Consider the following 19,113-nt stretch of genomic DNA (forward strand, 5'->3'; position numbering starts at 1 on the left):
AAAGCCCAGTCGTTGCCGAACTGGGCTTTGATGTTGGGATTTTTGGTCGGGACGGAGTGATTCGAACACTCGACCCCTTGCACCCCATGCAAGTGCGCTACCGGGCTGCGCTACGCCCCGACGATGCTTACGTGTTACCGAAAGCGAGGTGGACTTTACAATAAGCTGCTGAATTGTGGAAGTTTTTTTTGCTGCGAGTGGGTTATTTGCGAAGCACGTGGAGGACATCTTCCAGCTCAGCGATCATCTGTTTGATGAGCTGCTTGTACTGGGTGGTGTCGTCCTTGGCTTCGTCGCCGGAGAGGCGCTGGCGCGCCCCGCCGATGGTGAAACCCTGGTCATACAGCAGCGCGCGGATCTGGCGGATCATCAGCACGTCCTGGCGCTGGTAATACCGACGGTTGCCGCGACGCTTCACCGGGTTGAGCTGGGGGAACTCCTGCTCCCAATACCGCAGCACGTGCGGTTTGACTGCGCAGAGTTCGCTCACCTCGCCGATCGTGAAGTACCGTTTGCCGGGTATGGCCGGTAGTTCGTCGTTATGACTTGGTTCCAGCATAAGCCTCGACCCTGGCTTTAAGTTTTTGGCCTGGACGGAACGTCACTACACGGCGAGCCGTGATAGGGATTTCCTCTCCCGTTTTTGGATTACGACCGGGGCGCTGACGCTTGTCGCGCAGATCAAAGTTGCCGAACCCCGAGAGCTTGACCTGCTCGTTGAGTTCCAAGGCTTGGCGGATCTCTTCGAAGAACAGCTCCACCAACTCCTTGGCTTCCCGTTTATTCAGGCCCAGCTCTTCATACAGACGTTCCGCCATCTCAGCTTTCGTCAGAGCCCCCATACGCTACTTCCTTAACGTGGCGTTGAACCTTTGTTCCAGGGAGGTGAGGATATTCTGCGTTGTCGTACTCACCTCATCGTCATTAAGAGTGCGCGATGGATGCTGCCAGGTCAAGCCGACGGCCAGGCTTTTTCTATGCGGATCAATGCCTTTACCGTGATAGACGTCAAATAGCCTGAGGTCAGTCAACCATTCGCCGGCGGTCTCGCGGATGTTGGCCAGCAGCGACTCGGCCGGGACCTCGCGGTCCACCAGCAATGCCAGGTCACGGCGCACTTCCGGGAAGCGCGACAGCTCCTGGAATTTCGGCATGCGGCCCTGGGTGATCTCGCCCAGTACCAGCTCGAACATGAATACCGGCTGATCCAGGCCCAGGGTTTTCGCCAGCTCGGGGTGGATGGCACCGAGGAAGCCGACCAGGCGCCCTTCCCGCTCGATGCGAGCAGTCTGGCCCGGGTGCAACGCCGGGTGCTCGCCCGGTACGAAGCTGAAGCTGCCTGCCGCACCGGCGCTGGCCAGCAGGGCTTCGACGTCGGCTTTCACGTCGTAGAAGTCCACGCCGTCACGGCCGTGGGCCCAGCTTTCCGGCAGGCGGCTGCCGCAGATGACGCCCGCGAGCATCGGCTCCTGCTTGAGGCCTTCGAGCTGACCAACGAAACGCAGGCCGCTTTCGAACAGGCGCACGCGCGACTGCTGACGGTTGAGGTTGTGTTCCAGCGCCTTGACCAGGCCCGGCCACAGCGAGGAACGCATGGCGGCCATGTCGGCGGAGATCGGGTTGGCCAGCATCAGCGGCTCGACGCCAGGGCTGAACAGCTCGAACAGCTTGGGATCGATGAAGCTGTAGGTGATCGCTTCCTGGTAACCGCGGGCCACCAGCAGACGACGCAGAGCCGGCAGCTCGACGGCTGCCTCAGCCTTGGCTTGCGGCGCCAGGCGCGCTTGCGGGTAACGAACCGGCAGGCGGTTGTAGCCGTACAGGCGGCCCAGTTCTTCGATCAGGTCGACTTCCAGGCTGATGTCGAAGCGGTGGCTGGGCACGCTGACCTGCCACTGCCCTTCCCCATCGGCACGAATGCCCAGGCCCAGGGCCGCGAGCAGGCGCTCGACTTCGGCACCGTCCATGCGCATGCCGAGCATCTGCTCGATGCGCTCGGCACGCAGGGTGATCGGCGCCACGCTGGGCAGCTGATCCTGGCTGACAGCTTCGATGATCGGGCCGGCTTCGCCGCCGACGATCTCCAGCAGCAGCGCGGTGGCGCGCTCCATGGCTTCACGGGCCAGCTGCCAGTCCACGCCGCGCTCGAAACGGTGCGATGCGTCGGTGTGCAGGCCATAGGAACGGGCCTTGCCAGCGATGGCGATGGTGTCGAAGAAGGCGCTTTCGAGGAACAGATCGCGGGTCTTGTCGTTGACGCCGCTGTGCTCGCCCCCCATGACGCCGGCGATGGCCAGGGCGCGCTGGTGGTCGGCGATGACCAGGGTGTCGGCACGCAGGCTGACTTCCTGGCCGTCGAGCAGGACAAGCTTCTCGCCCTCTTCGGCCATGCGCACGCGAACGCCGCCGTTGATTTCGGCGAGGTCGAAGGCGTGCATTGGCTGGCCCAGCTCGAGCATCACGTAGTTGGTGATGTCGACGGCGGCGTCGATGCTGCGCACGTCGGCGCGGCGCAGGCGCTCGACCATCCACAGCGGAGTCGGACGGGACAGGTCGACGTTGCGCACCACACGGCCGAGGTAACGCGGGCAGGCCTGGGTGGCGATCACTTCGACCGGGCGCACTTCGTCGTGGCTGGCGGCGACGGCGGCCACTTCTGGGCGAGTGACCTTGGCGTCGTACAGGGCGCCGACTTCGCGGGCCAGACCGGCAAGGGACAGGCAGTCACCGCGGTTGGGCGTCAGGTCGACTTCGATGCTGGCGTCGTCCAGGTCCAGGTAGGCGCGGATGTCCTGGCCTACCGGCGCATCGCTCGGCAGCTCCATCAGGCCATCGTTGTTCTCGCCGATCTGCAGCTCGGTTTCCGAGCACAGCATGCCGTTGGATTCGACGCCACGCAGCTTGGCTTTCTTGATCTTGAAGTCGCCCGGCAGCTCGGCACCGATCATGGCAAACGGGATCTTCAGGCCGGGGCGCACGTTCGGCGCGCCGCACACCACCTGGAAGGTTTCCGCGCCATTGCTGACCTGGCACACACGCAGTTTGTCGGCATCAGGGTGCTGTTCGGTGCTCAGCACCTCACCCACGACCACGCCGCTGAATACGCCGGCGGCCAGCGACACGCTGTCGACTTCGAGGCCGGCCATGGACAGGCGAGCCACCAGGTCGTCGCGCGATACCTGAGGGTTTACCCAGCTGCGCAGCCATTTTTCACTGAATTTCATACTGTCTGTTCTCCTGAACCAATTCGATTACGGAATGCGAGGGGCGCTAGCGAAATTGCGCCAGGAACCGCAGGTCGTTATCGAAGAACAGCCGTAGATCGTTCACGCCGTAGCGCAGCATGGCCAGGCGTTCGACGCCCATGCCGAAGGCGAAGCCCTGGTATTTCTCAGAGTCGATGCCAGACATGCGCAGCACGTTCGGGTGGACCATGCCGCAGCCCATGACTTCCAGCCAGCCGGTTTGCTTGCACACGCGGCAGCCTTTGCCGCTGCACATCACGCACTGCATGTCGACTTCGGCCGAGGGCTCGGTGAAGGGGAAGAACGAAGGACGGAAACGCACGCCCAGGGGCTTCTCGAAGAACACGCGGAGGAATTCCTCGATGGTGCCCTTGAGGTCGGCAAAGCTCACGCCCTCGTCGACCAGCAGGCCTTCGACCTGGTGGAACATCGGCGAGTGGGTGATATCGGAATCGCAGCGGTAGACGCGGCCGGGGCAGACGATGCGGATCGGCGGCTGCTGGGATTCCATGGTGCGCACCTGGACCGGCGAGGTGTGGGTGCGCAGCAACATGTTCGCGTTGAAATAGAAGGTGTCATGCATCGCCCGCGCCGGGTGGTGGCCAGGGATGTTGAGGGCTTCGAAGTTGTGGTAGTCGTTCTCGACCTCAGGGCCTTCGGCGATGCCGTAGCCTATCCGAGTGAAGAATTGCTCGACGCGCTCCAGGGTGCGGGTCACCGGGTGCAGACCACCGGATGCCTGACCACGGCCTGGCAGGGTCACGTCGATACGCTCGGCCGCCAGCTTGGCGTCCAGAGCAGCTTGTTCGAGCAGTGCCTTGCGGGTGTTCAGGGCGTCCTGAACCTGATCCTTGGCAGCATTGATCAGCGCGCCGGCCTTGGGGCGCTCTTCTGCAGACAGGTTGCCCAGGGTCTTCATCGCCTGAGTCAGCTCGCCTTTCTTGCCCAGATAGTGAACCCGCAGCTGTTCCAGTGCATTCACATCGTCGGTGTGGCTAACGGCCTCGAGTGCTTGCGAGACCAGCACATCCAGATTTTCCATTTACAGACTCCAGATACGAAATAGGGGAAGAGCCTTAGGCTCTTCCCCTATCGATGACGTTTGAACGAGCCCAGTGCCTATTGCACTTGGTCATGCTGCGTTGAAAGCCGGTTCGGATGCTCATTTACAGCTTGTAAACTCCGCTTCCTTACCGCCTCTCGCCTTGCCTGACCTTCGTTCATTACGGCCCAGGGCTCATTCATGCACCGGGCGAGCCCGGTGATTGTCGGGGACTTAAGCCAGTACGGCTTTCGCTTTCTCGACAATCGCAGCAAACGCCGCTTTTTCGTTCACTGCCAGATCAGCCAGAACCTTACGGTCGATCTCGATGGACGCCTTTTTCAGGCCAGCGATGAAACGGCTGTAGGACAGACCGTTGACGCGGGCACCAGCGTTGATACGAGCGATCCACAGGGCGCGGAACTGACGCTTGCGCTGACGGCGGTCGCGGTAGGCGTATTGGCCTGCCTTGATCACAGCCTGCTTGGCAACACGGAACACGCGCGAACGAGCGCCGTAGTAGCCTTTAGCGAGTTTCAGAATTTTTTTGTGACGAGCACGAGCGATAACGCCACGCTTAACACGAGCCATGAGTAATTTCCTCTATCTAGACCGAGATTAACGAACGCGCAGCATGCGCTCGACTTTTGCAACGTCAGACGGGTGCAGCAGGCTGCTACCACGCAGTTGACGCTTACGCTTGGTCGACATCTTGGTCAGGATGTGGCTTTTGAAAGCGTGTTTGTGCTTGAAGCCGGAAGCGGTTTTCAAAAAACGCTTGGCCGCACCGCTCTTGGTTTTCATTTTTGGCATGTTCGGATACTCCGCATTCAGTGGATAAACATAACCGCAAGGCCTGCCGTGCCCTGGTGGTTACTTCTTCTTTTTGGGGGCGATGACCATAATCAGCTGGCGTCCTTCCATCTTCGGATGCTGCTCAACGGTGCCGTATTCGGCGAGGTCGGTTTCGACCCGCTTCAACAGCTCCATGCCCAGCTCCTGATGCGCCATCTCACGGCCGCGGAATCGAAGCGATACCTTGGCCCTGTCCCCATCACTAAGGAAACGTACCAGGTTGCGTAGTTTTACCTGGTAATCCCCTTCTTCCGTCCCTGGACGAAACTTGATTTCTTTTACCTGAACCTGCTTCTGGTTTTTCTTCGCAGCAGCAAGTTGCTTCTTCTTTTCGAAGATCGATTTGCCGTAGTCCATGACTCGGCAAACCGGAGGAACTGCATCAGCGGAAATTTCCACCAGATCCAGCTTGGATTCATCAGCGATTCGAAGCGCTTCATCAATGGAGACGATGCCAATCTGCTCGCCGTCAGCGCCAATTAATCGAACCTCGCGTGCCGAGATATTCTCGTTGATCGGGGCCTTCGGTGCAGCTCGTTTGTCTTGTCTCATATCGCGCTTAATAATGATTACTCCGAATCTTGGCGACCACGCCGGGAAACCGCCTGTGCGAGGAGCTCCGTGAACTGGCCGACGGGCATGGAGCCCAGGTCGGCACCGTCACGGGTACGCACGGCGACAGTCTGTGTCTCAACTTCCCGATCTCCGATAACCAAAAGATAGGGAACCTTGAGCAAGGTATGCTCGCGGATTTTAAAGCCAATTTTTTCGTTTCTCAAGTCGGACTTGGCACGGAATCCGCTTTGATTGAGCGTTTTTTCCACCTCGAGGGCGAAATCGGCCTGCTTGTCGGTGATATTCATCACCACCGCCTGAGTCGGCGCCAGCCAGGCCGGGAACGCACCTTCGTAGTGCTCGATCAGGATGCCGATGAAACGCTCGAACGAACCGAGGATCGCGCGGTGCAGCATGACCGGGTGTTTGCGGTTGTTGTCTTCGCTGACGAATTCCGCACCCAGGCGCACCGGCAGGTTGAAATCGAGCTGCAGGGTACCACACTGCCACACGCGACCCAGGCAATCTTTCAGCGAGAATTCGATCTTCGGACCGTAGAAAGCCCCCTCACCCGGCTGCAGATCGTACGGCAGGCCCGCGCTGTCGAGCGCAGAGGCCAGCGCCGCTTCGGCGCGATCCCACAACTCGTCGGAACCCACACGCTTTTCCGGACGAGTGGACAGCTTGAGCTGGATGTCGGTGAAGCCGAAGTCGGCATACACCGCCAGGGTCAGCTTGATGAAGTCGGCCGACTCGGACTGCATCTGCTCTTCGGTGCAGAAGATGTGCGCATCGTCCTGGGTGAAGCCACGTACACGCATGATGCCGTGCAGCGCACCGGACGGCTCGTTACGGTGGCAGGCACCGAACTCGGCCAGGCGCATCGGCAGCTCGCGGTAGCTCTTAAGCCCCTGATTGAACACCTGCACGTGGCACGGGCAGTTCATCGGCTTGATCGCGTAGTCGCGGCTTTCCGATTCAGTGGTGAACATGTTTTCGGCGTAGTTGGCCCAGTGCCCGGACTTTTCCCACAGCGAGCGATCGACCACTTGCGGGGTCTTGATCTCGAGGTAGCCGTGGTCACGCTGCACCTTGCGCATGTACTGCTCGAGCACCTGGTACAGGGTCCAGCCATTGGGGTGCCAGAACACCATGCCTGGCGCTTCTTCCTGGGTGTGGAAGAGGTTCAGGCGCTTGCCGATCTTGCGGTGATCGCGCTTCTCGGCTTCTTCGATGCGCTGGATATAGGCCGCCAGCTGCTTCTTGTCCGCCCAGGCGGTGCCGTAGACGCGCTGCAGCTGCTCGTTCTTGGCATCGCCACGCCAGTAGGCGCCGGACAGCTTGGTCAACTTGAAGGCCTTCAGGAAGCGCGTGTTCGGCACGTGCGGGCCACGGCACATGTCGACGTATTCTTCGTGGTAGTACAGGCCCATGGCCTGCTCGTCCGGCATGTCTTCGACCAGACGCAGCTTGTAGTCCTCGCCACGGGACGAGAACACATCGATCACTTCGGCACGCGGCGTCACTTTCTTGATGACGTCATATTCCGTGTCGATCAGCTCTTGCATGCGCTTTTCGATGGCCGCCACGTCGTCCAGGGTAAAAGGACGCTCGGAGGCGATGTCGTAATAGAAACCTTCTTCAATGACCGGACCGATCACCATCTTCGCGGTGGGGTACAGTTGCTTGACGGCGTGACCGATCAGGTGCGCGCAGGAATGGCGGATGATTTCCAGGCCTTCCTGATCCTTCGGCGTAATGATCTGCAGGGTTGCGTCGTTTTCGATCAGGTCGCAAGCATCGACCAGCTTGCCGTTGACCTTGCCGGCGACGGTCGCCTTGGCAAGACCCGCACCAATGGATTGCGCCACCTCGAGTACGGATACCGGGTGATCGAACGTACGCTGACTGCCGTCGGGAAGAGTAATGATGGGCATGGCGCCTCCTCTCCTAGTGGTGACCTCTACCAAAGGCCACGTGGGTTGGGATGAGCCAGTAAGCGATTCAGCGGGATACCTGCCGTACAGTGGCAGAGCGTATAAGCCAACCCGAACCGAACCGTGGTCACTGGAGGTTTAACGTTACGAATGAACCGCCGGGATGCTTCCAGAAAGCCTGAGTCCTGGCAAGCAGCCCAATAAAAAAGGGCCGCTTAAAGCGACCCTTTTTTATCGAATTTGGTAGGCACAATTGGATTCGAACCAACGACCCCCACCATGTCAAGGTGGTGCTCTAACCAACTGAGCTATGTGCCTTCGATGGGTGCGCATTCTACGGAGGCGCTCGCAGGAGTCAACACTTTTTTCGCTAACTGCCTGAAAAAAAGCATTTTTTACTGTTCAGCAACGCGTTTGCGATATTGCACAGGGCACTAGCCGGCCATTTTCAACTCGGGTAGCATCGGCCAATCGTAAAAAATAAAGAACAGAGGTTCCAGAATGGCGCACACGGCATACCCGCAGTCCTATTACGCCGCTTCAGCCAACCCCACTCCGCCCCGTCCGCCGCTCAACGGTGAGGTCGAGACGGACGTCTGCATCATCGGGGCTGGCTACACGGGGCTGTCGACCGCCATCGCCCTCCTGGAGGACGGCTTCAAGGTCTGCATCGTCGAGGCCGCCAAGGTCGGCTTCGGCGCCTCGGGCCGCAACGGTGGCCAGATCGTCAACAGTTACAGCCGCGACATCGACGTGATCGAGCGCAGCGTTGGCGCACAACAGGCCCGGCTGCTCGGCGACATGGCGTTCGAGGGCGGCCGCATCATCCGCGAGCGTATCGCCAAGTACGGCATCCAGTGCGACCTGAAGGACGGCGGCGTGTTCGCCGCCAACACGCCCAAGCACATGAAGCACCTGGAAGCGCAGAAGAAGCTCTGGGAGCGCTACGGCCACACCCAGCTGGAATTGATGGATGCCCAGCGCATCCGCGAGGTTGTGGACACCGATGCCTATGTCGGCGGCATGCTGGACATGAGCGGCGGCCACATCCACCCGCTCAACCTGGCGCTGGGCGAAGCGGCGGCAGTCGAGTCCCTGGGCGGGGTGATCTACGAGCAGAGCCCGGCCACCCGCATCGAGCGCGGCGCCAACCCGCTGGTGCATACGCCCGAAGGCCGAGTACGAGCCAAATTCGTGGTGGTCGCCGGCAACGCCTACCTGGGCAACCTGGTGCCGGAACTGTCGGCCAAGTCGATGCCGTGCGGCACCCAGGTGATCACCACCGAGCCGCTGTCCGAGGAACTGGCGCGCAGCCTGCTGCCGCAGGATTACTGTGTCGAGGACTGCAACTACCTGCTCGACTACTACCGACTTTCCGGCGACAAGCGCCTGATCTTCGGCGGCGGCGTGGTGTATGGCGCCCGCGACCCGGCCAACATCGAGGCGATCATTCGCCCGAAGATGCTCAAGGCCTTCCCGCAACTTAAAGACGTGAAGATCGATTACGCCTGGACCGGCAACTTCCTGCTGACTCTGTCGCGCCTGCCGCAGGTTGGCCGCCTGGGCGACAACATCTATTACTCCCAGGGCTGCAGCGGCCACGGCGTGACCTACACGCACCTTGCCGGCAAGATCCTGGGCGAAGCCCTGCGCGGCCAGGCCGAACGCTTCGACGCCTTCGCCACCCTGCCCCATTACCCCTTCCCGGGCGGCCGCCTGTTCCAGGTGCCATTCAGCGCCATGGGCGCGTGGTATTACAGCTTGCGGGACAAGCTGGGGATCTGAAGCATTCCTGCAGCAAAAACGGCGCCCTAAGGCGCCGTTTTTTATCCCCCAGACCACATCGACCTACCGCGAATTGATCGTTCCCACGCTCTGCGTGGGAACGCATCCCCGGACGCTCCGCGTCCGCTCTGGAATGTGGTGTACCCCTCAGCGACCTGAATCAAGAGCTCGCGGACAAGTCCGCTCCTACAAGAGCAGCGCCTCGATCGTTCCCACGCTCTGCGTGGGAATGCGTCCCCGGACGCTCCGCGTCCGCTACGGTATGTCGCCTGCTTCTCAGCAACGGGAATCAAGAGCTCGCGGACAAGTCCGCTCCTACAAGAGCAGCGCCTCGATCGTTCCCACGCTCTGCGTGGGAACGCATCCCCGGACGCTCCGCGTCCGCTACGGAATGTCGTGTGCCCCTCAGCGACGTGAATCAAGAGCTCGCGGGCAAGCCCGCTCCTACAAGAGCAGCGCCTCGATCGTTCCCACGCTCTGCGTGGGAATGCGTCCCCGGACGCTCCGCGTCCGCTACGGAATGTGGTGTACCCCTTAGCGACGTGAATCAAGAGCTCGCGGGCAAGCCCGCTCCTACAAGAGCAGCGCCTCGATCGTTCCCATGCTCTGCGTGGGAATGCATCCCCGGACGCTCCGCGTCCGCTACGGTATGTCGCCTGCTTCTCAGCAACGGGAATCAAGAGCTCGCGGGCAAGCCCGCTCCTACAGGGATACGTATGTGTAGCAGCGGACTTGTCCGCGAGCTTTTTAGGGTTTACGCCTGAATCAGCTCAAGGCGCCGGGCACACCGGCGGCAACGCGCATTGCCCCTTAGCCGCTACCGCACCGGTCGCTCCCGCAGCGAAGCGCTTGTCGGCCGGTGCCAGGCGCTGGGCACAGGCCCGGGCCTGCTCTGCCTCAACCGGGCAGCCACGCTCGCCGAGAACCTGGGAAAGGTTGAACCAGCCCGCCGCGAAATCGCCCTGCTGCTCGACGCTTTTGCGCAAGGCCATTTCCGCCCCCGCCGCATCCCCATCGGCATGCCGGCTGTTGGCCAGGGCGAACCAGGCTACCGACTCCGTGGGCCATTGCCGGGTCGCCGTGCGGTATGCCCGCTGAGCAGCCTCTTTGCGCCCGGTTTCTTCCAGGTCGCTGGCAGCCTTCAGCCAGGGGCGCACTTCGGCCTGTGCCGGCAGGCGATCGGTCGGCATCGTCAGCACTGCCCAACGCCCGCCCCGCGCCCAGGTCTTGTCGAAGCTGGTGAAATCGGTCACCCAGCGGCGCGTGGTGCCGGACCGCAGGATCAGCGTACGCTCGCGACGGTCATAGCCCACCAGCACCGCGAAGTGCCAGCGCGGGTACCAGTCGAACGCCAGGTTCTGCAGCACCAGCACCGGGTTGCCCGCCGCCACTTCCGCCAACAGGGCTTCCAGCTTGGGTTCCAGCGGGTACACCAGCATGTCGTGGGCACGGGCCGCCGCGACCATCTCCACCTGCAGGCTGCCTTCGCGCCCGGGGATGAACACCTTGTCCTTGAGCAGGCCCGGACTGGTCAGCACCCCACGCTGGTTGAGCATGGTCGACAACGCTGCCGGCCCACACTGGTAGGCCGTTTGCGGGAAGAAGGGAACGCTGCTCAGTTCCACACGCTCAGGCAGACGCGAAGTCTCCGGTGGCAACACCGGAGACTTCGCGCAAGCAGTCAGGAACAGAACAGCGATTAGAGGAAGGAAACGCCAGCCACTCAACGATTTATGCATTTTACGAAACTGAAGATGTCGGTAGCGCAGAGCATATCGGTGATGATGAAGATCACCAAGAACAGCACGATGATCCCGATGATGCCGCCCGCAGGCGCCTCATCCAGTTGCTGGTTGAATTGCGCCAGCTCGGCGGTGGTCAGGCTGTTGATCCGCTCTTCGACCTGCGAGCGCTCGACGCCCATGCTGTGCAGTTTTTCCTGCACCCCCTGGTCATCGAGCATGCTGATCAACTGCTGCCGATCAAGCTGTTGCTGCTGCTCGACCAGCACTTCCTGCGTACCGATCATGGCCGCATTGGCCATGGGGACCTGCACAACCATCAACACGTGGAACACCGCCAGAACGGCAGCCAAGCGACGGAAAAACGGGTGCTTGAACATTGCGGTCATCTCCTTAATCAACCTAGGGCCTAGACCAGAGGATCGATCCGGGGTTCCCATTCAGCATAGACAAGCGCTTGATCCCTGCTGTTCGCCTCCGTACTCGCCCCGCGCATAATTAATGGAAACAATTTCATCGGCGCTCGAGTCAAAAACAGGGCGACATCCCGCCACCCTCGCAAAGCCCTGGCCGCAAGAATGGCGACATTTCGCCACAGGGGTTTTCAGATCGGGCGGCACAAAACACCGAAACGCCGTACACACGCTGTAATGAAAGGTTAATAAACCATTCCGGCATTGGTCTTGCTATGTACAGGTGCCACCCCATGCAGCACATCGAGTCCATCGCCGTGTCCAGATCCTTCGCCATTACCGTGAGCGAAGCCGCTTCAGAGCCGGGCACAAGACCCAAAGGCCATAGGCACCGCGATCACTCGATCAGCCAGCGACCGTGTCGCTGCACACATTGCCCCACCAGGGTACGCATGGGAAACGCGCGCGCGACGTGGACAACCCTCCGCGTCAACACACAACTTCACACGGTCTGTCTGTTATGAAAAAAATCCTGCTGACGCTCCTCTGTCTGAGCGTGATCGGGTGCGCCAAGCACCCTGAACCGGAAAAAACCGTCGATGTGCTGCTGATTGGCGGCGGCATCATGAGCGCAAGTCTGGGCACCTACCTCAACGAGCTCGAGCCCGGCTGGAGCATCGACATCTATGAGCGCCTCGACCAGGTCGCCCTGGAAAGCTCCAACGCCTGGAACAACGCCGGCACCGGCCACTCGGCCTTCTGCGAACTGAACTACACCAGCGAAGCGGCCGACGGCAGCATCGACATCAGCAAGGCCGTGGCGATCAACGAATCCTTCGAGATCTCCAAGCAGTTCTGGGCCTACCAGGTCGATCAGAAAGTGCTGAACAACCCGCCCTCCTTCATCAACAACGTGCCGCACATGAGCTTCGTCTGGGGTGACGACAACGTCAATTTCCTCAAGAAGCGCCACGAGGCCCTGCAGCACAGCTCGCTGTTCCGCGGCATGGAGTACTCCGAGGATCCGGAGCAGATCAAGCAATGGGTCCCCCTGGTGATGGAAGGCCGTGAAGCCGGCCAGAAGCTGGCCGCCACGCGCATGTCGATCGGTACCGACGTCAACTTCGGCGAGATCACCCGCCAACTGGTCGATTCGCTGACCAGCAAGGAGCACGTCAACCTGCACCTGGAGCACGAAGTCCGCGACATCGTGCGCAATGACGACGGCACCTGGACCGTGGTCGTGGCCGACCTCGGCAACGATGCCAAGGAAACCAGCGTCAAGGCCAAGTTCGTGTTCATCGGCGCCGGTGGCGGCGCGCTGAAGCTGCTGCAGAAATCCGGCATCGAAGAAGCCGAAGGCTATGCGGGCTTCCCGGTGGGCGGCCAGTTCCTGGTCACCAAGAACCAGGAGATCGTCGCCCAGCACCAGGCCAAGCTGTACGGCAAAGCCTCGGTCGGCTCGCCGCCCATGTCCGTTCCGCACCTGGATACCCGTGTGATCGATGGTCAGAAGGTCCTGCTGTTCGGACCGTTCGCCACCTTCTCCACCAAGTTCCTGAAAAACGGCTCGCTGCTCGACATGTTCAGCGCGATGACCACCGACAACCTCCTGCCGATGACCCATGCCGGTCTCGACAACATTCCGCTGAGCACCTACCTGATCGGCCAACTGATGCAGAGCCAGGATGACCGCATGGCCACCCTGCGCGAATACTTCCCCAATGCCCGTGACGAAGACTGGGAACTGCTGACCGCCGGTCAGCGCGTGCAGATCATCAAGAAGGATGAAGAGCACGGCGGCATCCTGCAGTTCGGCACCGAAGTGGTCAGCTCGGCAGACGGCTCCATCGCCGCCCTGCTCGGCGCATCGCCTGGCGCCTCGACCGCCGCGCCGATCATGCTGCACCTGCTGGAGAAGACCTTCAAAGACAAGGTCCAGACCCCGGAATGGCAAGCCAAGCTCAAGGAAATCATTCCGTCCTATGGCCAGAAGCTGAACAACAACCTGGAGCTGACCAACAGCACCCGCGCCTGGAGCAGCGAGCGCCTGCAACTGACGTTCGTCCCGGTTGAGCCAGAAGCCACGGAAACCACCGAAGCACCGGCCGAGACCGCCTCCGCGCTCTAAGCCACCCGCGTTACCCAGGACGGGATCAGGCGAACCACGCATTCGCCTGATCCTGCTCCGCCCTCCTCCCGCTGCCAGTCAGCCGGCCGCACCTGCGGCTTTCTTGTTAAACTACCGCGCTTTCGCGCAACCCGATCCCGCCCCACGGGCCTTGCCCAGGTGCCGCCCCTTGACGGGCCACGCCAGGCTGACCCGTGGCGCGCACTGCAGAACGAACCGATGCCCTCAGAATCCACCGCCACCCCGTCTACGCCAGCCCTTCTGTCCCGCCGCTTCAGCGTCGCGCCCATGATGGATTGGACTGATCGGCACTGCCGCTACTTCCTGCGCCAACTGTCGCGGCACGCCCTGCTGTACACCGAGATGGTCACCACCGGCGCCGTGCTGCACGGCGATACCGCGCGCTTCCTGCGCCACAGCGCAGCGGAATACCCCCTGGCCCTGCAACTGGGCGGCAGCGTGCCGGCGGACCTGGCGGCCTGCGCCAAACTGGCCGAAGCCGCTGGCTACAACGAGGTCAACCTGAACGTCGGCTGTCCGAGCGACCGGGTGCAGAACAACATGATCGGCGCCTGCCTGATGGGCCATCCGGCGCTGGTGGCCGATTGCGTGAAGGCCATGCAGGACGCGGTCAGCATTCCGGTGACAGTGAAGCACCGCATCGGCATCGACGGTCGCGACAGCTATGCCGAGCTGTGCGACTTCATCGGCCAGGTGCGTGACGCCGGCTGCCGCAGCTTCACCGTGCATGCGCGCATCGCCATCCTGTCGGGCCTGTCGCCCAAGGAAAACCGCGAAATCCCGCCGCTGCGCTACGACATCGCCACGCAGGTCAAAGAGGACTTCCCGGACCTGGAGATCATCCTCAACGGCGGCATCAAGACCCTGGAGGCCTGCGAGGAACACCTGCAGACCTTTGACGGTGTGATGCTCGGCCGCGAGGCGTACCACAACCCCTATTTGCTGGCCCAGGTCGACAACCGCCTGTTCGGCACCGACACGCCGGTGCTCAGCCGCTTCGAGGCGATGCAGAGCATGCGCGACTACATCGCACAGCACCTGGACGAAGGCGGCAGCCTGCACCACGTCACCCGCCATATGCTGGGCCTGGCCCAGGGCTTCAAGGGGGCCCGGCGCTTCCGCCAGCTGCTGTCCGTCGACATCCACAAGACCGACAACCCGCTCGCCCTGTTCGACCAGGCGGCCGACCTGCTGCAGGGCCACTGATACCGGCCCGCCGCCAGCAGTTGAGCCGCTCCGGCAGCTCGGGTAAGGTCATGACACCTGCATCGACAAGGCTGTGTCATGACCTCCAAGCTGGAACAACTCAAGCAGTTCACCACCGTGGTTGCCGACACCGGCGACTTCGACGCCATTGCCCGACTGAAACCGGTCGACGCCACCACCAACCCGTCCCTGCTCCTCAAGGCCGCCGCCCTGCCGCGCTACAGCGACCTGCTGCAGAGCGCCGTGCACAGCAGCAAGGGCGACCTGGACCTGGCCTGCGATCGCTTCGGCGTGGCCGTGGGGCAAGAGATCCTCAAGGTGATTCCGGGCCGTATTTCCACCGAGGTGGATGCGCGTCTTTCGTTCGACACCCAAGCTACCCTGCGCCGCGCCGAGCGGCTGGTGGACCTGTACGACCAGGCCGGCATCGGCCGCGACCGCGTGCTGATCAAGATCGCCTCGACCTGGGAAGGCATCCGCGCCGCCGAGCAACTGGAAAAGGCCGGCGTGCAGACCAACCTCACCCTGCTCTTCTCCTTCGCCCAGGCTCAGGCCTGCGCCGATGCCGGGGCGTTTCTCATCTCGCCGTTCGTGGGGCGTATCTACGACTGGTACAAGAAAGCCGAAAGCCGCGACTACGTGGGCGCCGAGGACCCGGGCGTGCAGTCGGTCACGCGCATTTACGATTACTACAAGGCCAACGACTACCAGACGGTCGTCATGGGGGCGAGCTTCCGCAACCTGGGCCAGATCGAACAACTGGCCGGTTGCGACCGCCTGACCATCAGCCCCGAGCTGCTGCAGCAACTGGCCGACGACCAGGGCAACCTGGCGCGCAAGCTGTCGCCTGGTGCGGCAAGCGAAGCCCGCCAGACCCTCGACGAGAGCCAGTTCCGCTGGGCGCTCAACGAGGACGCCATGGCCACCGAAAAGCTGGCAGAAGGCATCCGCCAGTTCGCACGCGATCAGGAAAAGCTGGAAAAGCTGCTCGCGGGCAACGCCTGAATGCAAACCGGGGCGCCGATCTTATCGGCGCCCCGGTTCAGGTAACAGGCATATGACGGTCAGTGGTGTTCGAGGGCGCTGACCAGGTCGTGGAACGCCTCGCGATTGGAGTCGTTCAAGCCCATCAGAATACGGTGCGCTTCCAGCACCTTGGCCCGCACCACCTCTTCGGACTGATCCTGCGACGGCAGGTCGGTCAGCGCACCGGAGCACGGCACCGGGCAATCGACGATATTGAACACCTGGTCGAAGCCCATCGACTGCAGCAGGCGGGTAATGTCCGCGTGGGTGGTCACCACGGTGGGCAGCAGGCCGACTTTCTGCCGCGAGAGGATCGACAGTTTCGCCAGCAACCCCAGGGTGGTGCTGTCGATACTGCGTGTCTCGGTCAGGTCGATGACAATGGCGGAGAAGTTCAGCGAGGTGAAAATCTTTTCAATCGTGGCATCCAGCGCCGAGCACAATGTCAGGCGCACTTCACCGACAAACTTCAGGACAAAGGTACCGTCCTGTTCGGCGAATTGGATTCTACCGGGGCTCATCCCAGGATTCATGCAAGGTTCCTGCTTAACACCAGCAAGGCAATATCATCCGGCATATCCGCCAGATTCGCCAGCCCAAACACATTTCGCAAACCATCCAGGGTTCCGCCCGCCGAGCTGACCAATTGGGGCAGCGCGGTCTCTTTTTCCTGCAGTGTTTCACCTGGCAGCAGATCCAGGATGCCGTCGGACAGCAACGTCAGGCTGAACGACGACGGCAGTTCCAGCACGTGATCGGAGTAAGCGACCTCGTCGAACAGGCCCACCGGCAGACCGCGCCCTTCCAGGTAGCGTGCCTCTCCATCCGTGAACAGCACCGGCAGCGGCAAATGCCCACCGATGCTGTAGGTCAACCTGTTGGTTTCTTCATCGATCACGCCGCCCAGCATGGTCACGTGCTTGCCGAGCCTGCAGTTGATCAAGCCGCGGTTGATGTGCCCGAGCACGTCCGACGGCTTGAACTCCGGCAGCGTGCCGCCGCGGCGCCACTCGTACAGCAGGCGCGTGGTCATGAACTTCAGCAGCACGGTGACGAAGGCGGACGACGCACCGTGGCCCGACACGTCGGCCAGGTAGAACGCCACGCGGCGCTCATCGACCCGGAAGTAATCGACGAAATCCCCCGACAGGTACAGCGAAGGGATGATCTGGTGAGCGAACTTCAGGGAGCCCTCTTCCCAGGGGGTCACCGGCAACATGTTCATCTGCACCTGGCGACCGGCATTCTGGTCTTCCTGCAGCAGGTGCAGGCTGGCCTGCAACTCGCGGTTGGCGGTTTCCAGCTTGTCGCGGTAGCGCTGGTTTTCCTGGCGCAGGAAGGCACGATCCAGCGCGCGACGCACCGAGTGCTCGAGCACGGCCAGGTCTTCCAGGGGTTTGATCAGGTAGTCGGCGGCGCCCAGGCGCAGGGCCTCGACCGCATCGGTCATCACGCCGGCACCGGACACCACGATCACCGGGGTATCGACCCCCAGTTCGTTGATGCGGCGGATCAGTTCGAGGCCGTCAACCTGCGGCATGCGCAGGTCGCAGATCACCAGATCCGGCTCCTCGCGCTTGAACACGTCCAGGCCTTGCAGGCCATTGTTGGCTTGCAGGACGTTGAAGCCACTGTCTTCCAAGTAGGCCGCGAGACTCGCGCGCACCACTTCGTCGTCATCGATTATCAGCAGCGTGGCACTGGTTTTGTGCATGGGATATCCAGGCAAACTGCGCCGGGGATGGTTGACGTAAACGCCAGGCCAAGCCTGAGCGCGCCTACTCGATTCGCGTTAAGGCGCAGACGGTACTCCCATCCGTACCTCGATTCAAGCGTACGCCGATCGTCGTAACACGACTTTACACCCGAAATCAGCGAAGGTTATAAGAGCCGCTGGAGAGCCCCTATAACAAAGAGGATAGCGCCAATGAGCCAAAGCGATCGCGATTACAGTGAAAAGCGCGATTACATCCGCATGCGGCTGGAAACGCCGGTCACGCTGCACCACGCCGGCCGGGAGATTCCCGCCCTGTGCCTCGACCTGTCGAGCACCGGCATGCAGCTCGAAGCCGAAAGCGCCCTGAACACGGGCGACAAGGTTCGCGTGCACATCCCCTCCGAACATGACGCCCTCAAGGGGCTGGAAGCCGAAGCCGAGGTGGTGCGTGTCGCGGCCCTGGACGGTGGCCGCCAGACCATCGGCCTGACCATCATTTCGATGACCTGAGCGCTGACATTCAGACACAAAAAAGGCGGCCCGCAGGCCGCCTTTTTTATTTGCTCGACGACTTAGAAGTCGTCTTCGACATCGCCGTCCTTGACCCGGAACTCACGATTCTGCAGGTAGGCATTGCGGATGAAGATGTACTTGTCGCCGCTGATCAGCTTCTCGGCCGACAGCAGGCTGGCACGGGTGTCCACCACGTCCACGCCACGGGTCACGTTGCGGGTCGGCACGTGGTCCATGTACGGGTAAGGCTCGAGCAGCGAATCCGGCAGGCGGCCGGCGGCGTCACGCACCGAGCTTGGGCCGAGGAATGGCAGCACCAGGTACGGGCCGCTGTCCAGACCCCAGACGCCCAGGGTCTGGCCGAAGTCTTCGTCGGTCTTGTTCAGGCCCATCTGCTTGGCGACATCGAAGAAGCCGAGCACGCCGATGGTGGTGTTCAGTAGCAGGCGGCTGGTGTCCACGCCGGCGTCATGGATCTTGCCCTGCAGCAGGTTGTTGGCCAGGTTGCCGACATCGCCCAGGTTACCGAAGACGTTGTGCACGCCGTCTTCCAGGAATTTCGGGGTGACGGTCTGGTAACCCTGGGCCAGCGGCTTGAGCGCGTAGGTGTCGAGGGTATCGTTGAAGCGGAACATCGCCCGGTTGAAGCCTTCCCACGGATCTTCCTCGGCGGCTTGCGCCACGGCAGGCAGCAGCACCAGGCTGGCACAGGCAACCAGTCGGCTCAGGCGGTCGAGCCAGCTCACACCCATTACACGCATTACAGTCTCCTTGAGCGAATCGAATCATGGCGCCATGACACCATCACGGCGCGCAGTATAAGGCCTGAGCCACCTGAATAGGCAGCATAGCGGACAAAACGCCTCGCGATCATGAGCCAATAGTGAGCCCGCCATCACAGGTCGCAGCTGTCACCCGGCGGTCA

The 19,113-nt window shown here is 61.8% G+C and carries 18 protein-coding genes and 2 tRNA genes; 5 read left to right on the forward strand and 15 right to left on the reverse strand.

The window, feature by feature from the left end; translation table 11 throughout:
* Window positions 1-43 precede the first annotated feature (43 nt).
* From N5C28_RS00170 to N5C28_RS00215, 10 genes are all read right to left on the reverse strand, one after another.
* Window positions 44-120, reverse strand: a tRNA-Pro gene (locus tag N5C28_RS00170).
* A gap of 82 nt (window positions 121-202) precedes the next feature.
* A complete protein-coding gene (locus N5C28_RS00175; RefSeq protein ID WP_131174555.1) occupies window positions 203-559 on the reverse strand; it encodes a MerR family transcriptional regulator in 357 nt (118 codons plus the stop codon).
* The gene (gene ihfA / locus N5C28_RS00180; RefSeq protein WP_003243414.1) at window positions 540-842 is read right to left on the reverse strand and encodes an integration host factor subunit alpha; all 303 of its coding nucleotides are present in this window, start codon (window positions 840-842) and stop codon (window positions 540-542) included. Before ihfA ends, N5C28_RS00175 begins: the two co-directional genes overlap by 20 nt.
* A 3-nt stretch (window positions 843-845) precedes the next feature.
* Window positions 846-3,224 (reverse strand): phenylalanine--tRNA ligase subunit beta, encoded by a 2,379-nt coding sequence (gene pheT, locus N5C28_RS00185; protein WP_279818699.1) that lies wholly within the window; start codon window positions 3,222-3,224, stop codon window positions 846-848.
* Between the two features lie 46 nt (window positions 3,225-3,270).
* Complete coding sequence (gene pheS / locus N5C28_RS00190) at window positions 3,271-4,287, reverse strand: phenylalanine--tRNA ligase subunit alpha (protein WP_279818702.1); 1,017 nt, start codon at window positions 4,285-4,287, stop codon at window positions 3,271-3,273.
* A 234-nt stretch (window positions 4,288-4,521) separates the two neighbouring features.
* The gene (gene rplT / locus N5C28_RS00195; protein WP_160080018.1) at window positions 4,522-4,878 is read right to left on the reverse strand and encodes a 50S ribosomal protein L20; all 357 of its coding nucleotides are present in this window, start codon (window positions 4,876-4,878) and stop codon (window positions 4,522-4,524) included.
* Window positions 4,879-4,905: 27 nt separating this feature from the next.
* Complete coding sequence (gene rpmI, locus N5C28_RS00200; protein ID WP_009394045.1) at window positions 4,906-5,100, reverse strand: 50S ribosomal protein L35; 195 nt, start codon at window positions 5,098-5,100, stop codon at window positions 4,906-4,908.
* A 60-nt stretch (window positions 5,101-5,160) separates the two neighbouring features.
* A complete protein-coding gene (gene infC, locus N5C28_RS00205) occupies window positions 5,161-5,712 on the reverse strand; it encodes a translation initiation factor IF-3 (RefSeq protein ID WP_279820293.1) in 552 nt (183 codons plus the stop codon).
* Window positions 5,712-7,634, reverse strand: coding sequence for a threonine--tRNA ligase (gene thrS, locus N5C28_RS00210; protein ID WP_279818709.1), 1,923 nt, complete (start codon window positions 7,632-7,634; stop codon window positions 5,712-5,714). Before thrS ends, infC begins: the two co-directional genes overlap by 1 nt.
* 241 nt (window positions 7,635-7,875) lie before the next feature.
* Window positions 7,876-7,952, reverse strand: a tRNA-Val gene (locus tag N5C28_RS00215).
* Window positions 7,953-8,135: 183 nt separating this feature from the next.
* Here N5C28_RS00215 and N5C28_RS00220 point away from each other — a divergent pair.
* A complete protein-coding gene (locus tag N5C28_RS00220; protein ID WP_279818711.1) occupies window positions 8,136-9,419 on the forward strand; it encodes an FAD-binding oxidoreductase in 1,284 nt (427 codons plus the stop codon).
* Window positions 9,420-10,189: 770 nt separating this feature from the next.
* Here N5C28_RS00220 and N5C28_RS00225 read toward each other — a convergent pair.
* Window positions 10,190-11,158 (reverse strand): PA2778 family cysteine peptidase, encoded by a 969-nt coding sequence (locus tag N5C28_RS00225; protein WP_279818713.1) that lies wholly within the window; start codon window positions 11,156-11,158, stop codon window positions 10,190-10,192.
* The gene (locus N5C28_RS00230; protein WP_279818716.1) at window positions 11,143-11,541 is read right to left on the reverse strand and encodes a PA2779 family protein; all 399 of its coding nucleotides are present in this window, start codon (window positions 11,539-11,541) and stop codon (window positions 11,143-11,145) included. Before N5C28_RS00230 ends, N5C28_RS00225 begins: the two co-directional genes overlap by 16 nt.
* 553 nt (window positions 11,542-12,094) lie before the next feature.
* Here N5C28_RS00230 and N5C28_RS00235 point away from each other — a divergent pair.
* The 3 genes from N5C28_RS00235 to tal all read left to right on the forward strand — a co-directional run bounded on the left by N5C28_RS00235 (window position 12,095) and on the right by tal (window position 15,937).
* A complete protein-coding gene (locus N5C28_RS00235; protein WP_279818718.1) occupies window positions 12,095-13,705 on the forward strand; it encodes a malate:quinone oxidoreductase in 1,611 nt (536 codons plus the stop codon).
* Window positions 13,706-13,924: 219 nt separating this feature from the next.
* Window positions 13,925-14,932 carry a tRNA dihydrouridine(20/20a) synthase DusA gene (gene dusA, locus N5C28_RS00240; RefSeq protein ID WP_279818720.1) on the forward strand — a complete coding sequence of 336 codons (1,008 nt, stop codon included), beginning with the start codon at window positions 13,925-13,927 and terminating at the stop codon, window positions 14,930-14,932.
* 78 nt (window positions 14,933-15,010) lie between these two features.
* The gene (gene tal / locus N5C28_RS00245) at window positions 15,011-15,937 is read left to right on the forward strand and encodes a transaldolase (protein WP_279818721.1); all 927 of its coding nucleotides are present in this window, start codon (window positions 15,011-15,013) and stop codon (window positions 15,935-15,937) included.
* 59 nt (window positions 15,938-15,996) lie between these two features.
* Here tal and rssC read toward each other — a convergent pair whose 3' ends face one another.
* Window positions 15,997-16,479 (reverse strand): anti-sigma factor antagonist RssC, encoded by a 483-nt coding sequence (gene rssC / locus N5C28_RS00250; RefSeq protein WP_279818723.1) that lies wholly within the window; start codon window positions 16,477-16,479, stop codon window positions 15,997-15,999.
* A gap of 8 nt (window positions 16,480-16,487) precedes the next feature.
* On the reverse strand, window positions 16,488-17,672 hold the full coding sequence (gene rssB / locus N5C28_RS00255) for a two-component system response regulator RssB (protein ID WP_279818725.1): 1,185 nt from the start codon (window positions 17,670-17,672) through the stop codon (window positions 16,488-16,490).
* A 213-nt stretch (window positions 17,673-17,885) separates the two neighbouring features.
* Between rssB and N5C28_RS00260 the strand changes: the two genes are divergently transcribed.
* On the forward strand, window positions 17,886-18,185 hold the full coding sequence (locus N5C28_RS00260) for a PilZ domain-containing protein (RefSeq protein ID WP_279818728.1): 300 nt from the start codon (window positions 17,886-17,888) through the stop codon (window positions 18,183-18,185).
* Window positions 18,186-18,247: 62 nt separating this feature from the next.
* On the opposite strand, the gene N5C28_RS00265 is transcribed toward N5C28_RS00260, so the two are convergent.
* Window positions 18,248-18,949, reverse strand: coding sequence for a VacJ family lipoprotein (locus N5C28_RS00265; RefSeq protein ID WP_279818731.1), 702 nt, complete (start codon window positions 18,947-18,949; stop codon window positions 18,248-18,250).
* Window positions 18,950-19,113: the final 164 nt, after the last annotated feature.

Source organism: Pseudomonas sp. GD03944 (assembly GCF_029839275.1).
Taxonomy (GTDB): Bacteria; Pseudomonadota; Gammaproteobacteria; order Pseudomonadales; family Pseudomonadaceae; genus Aquipseudomonas.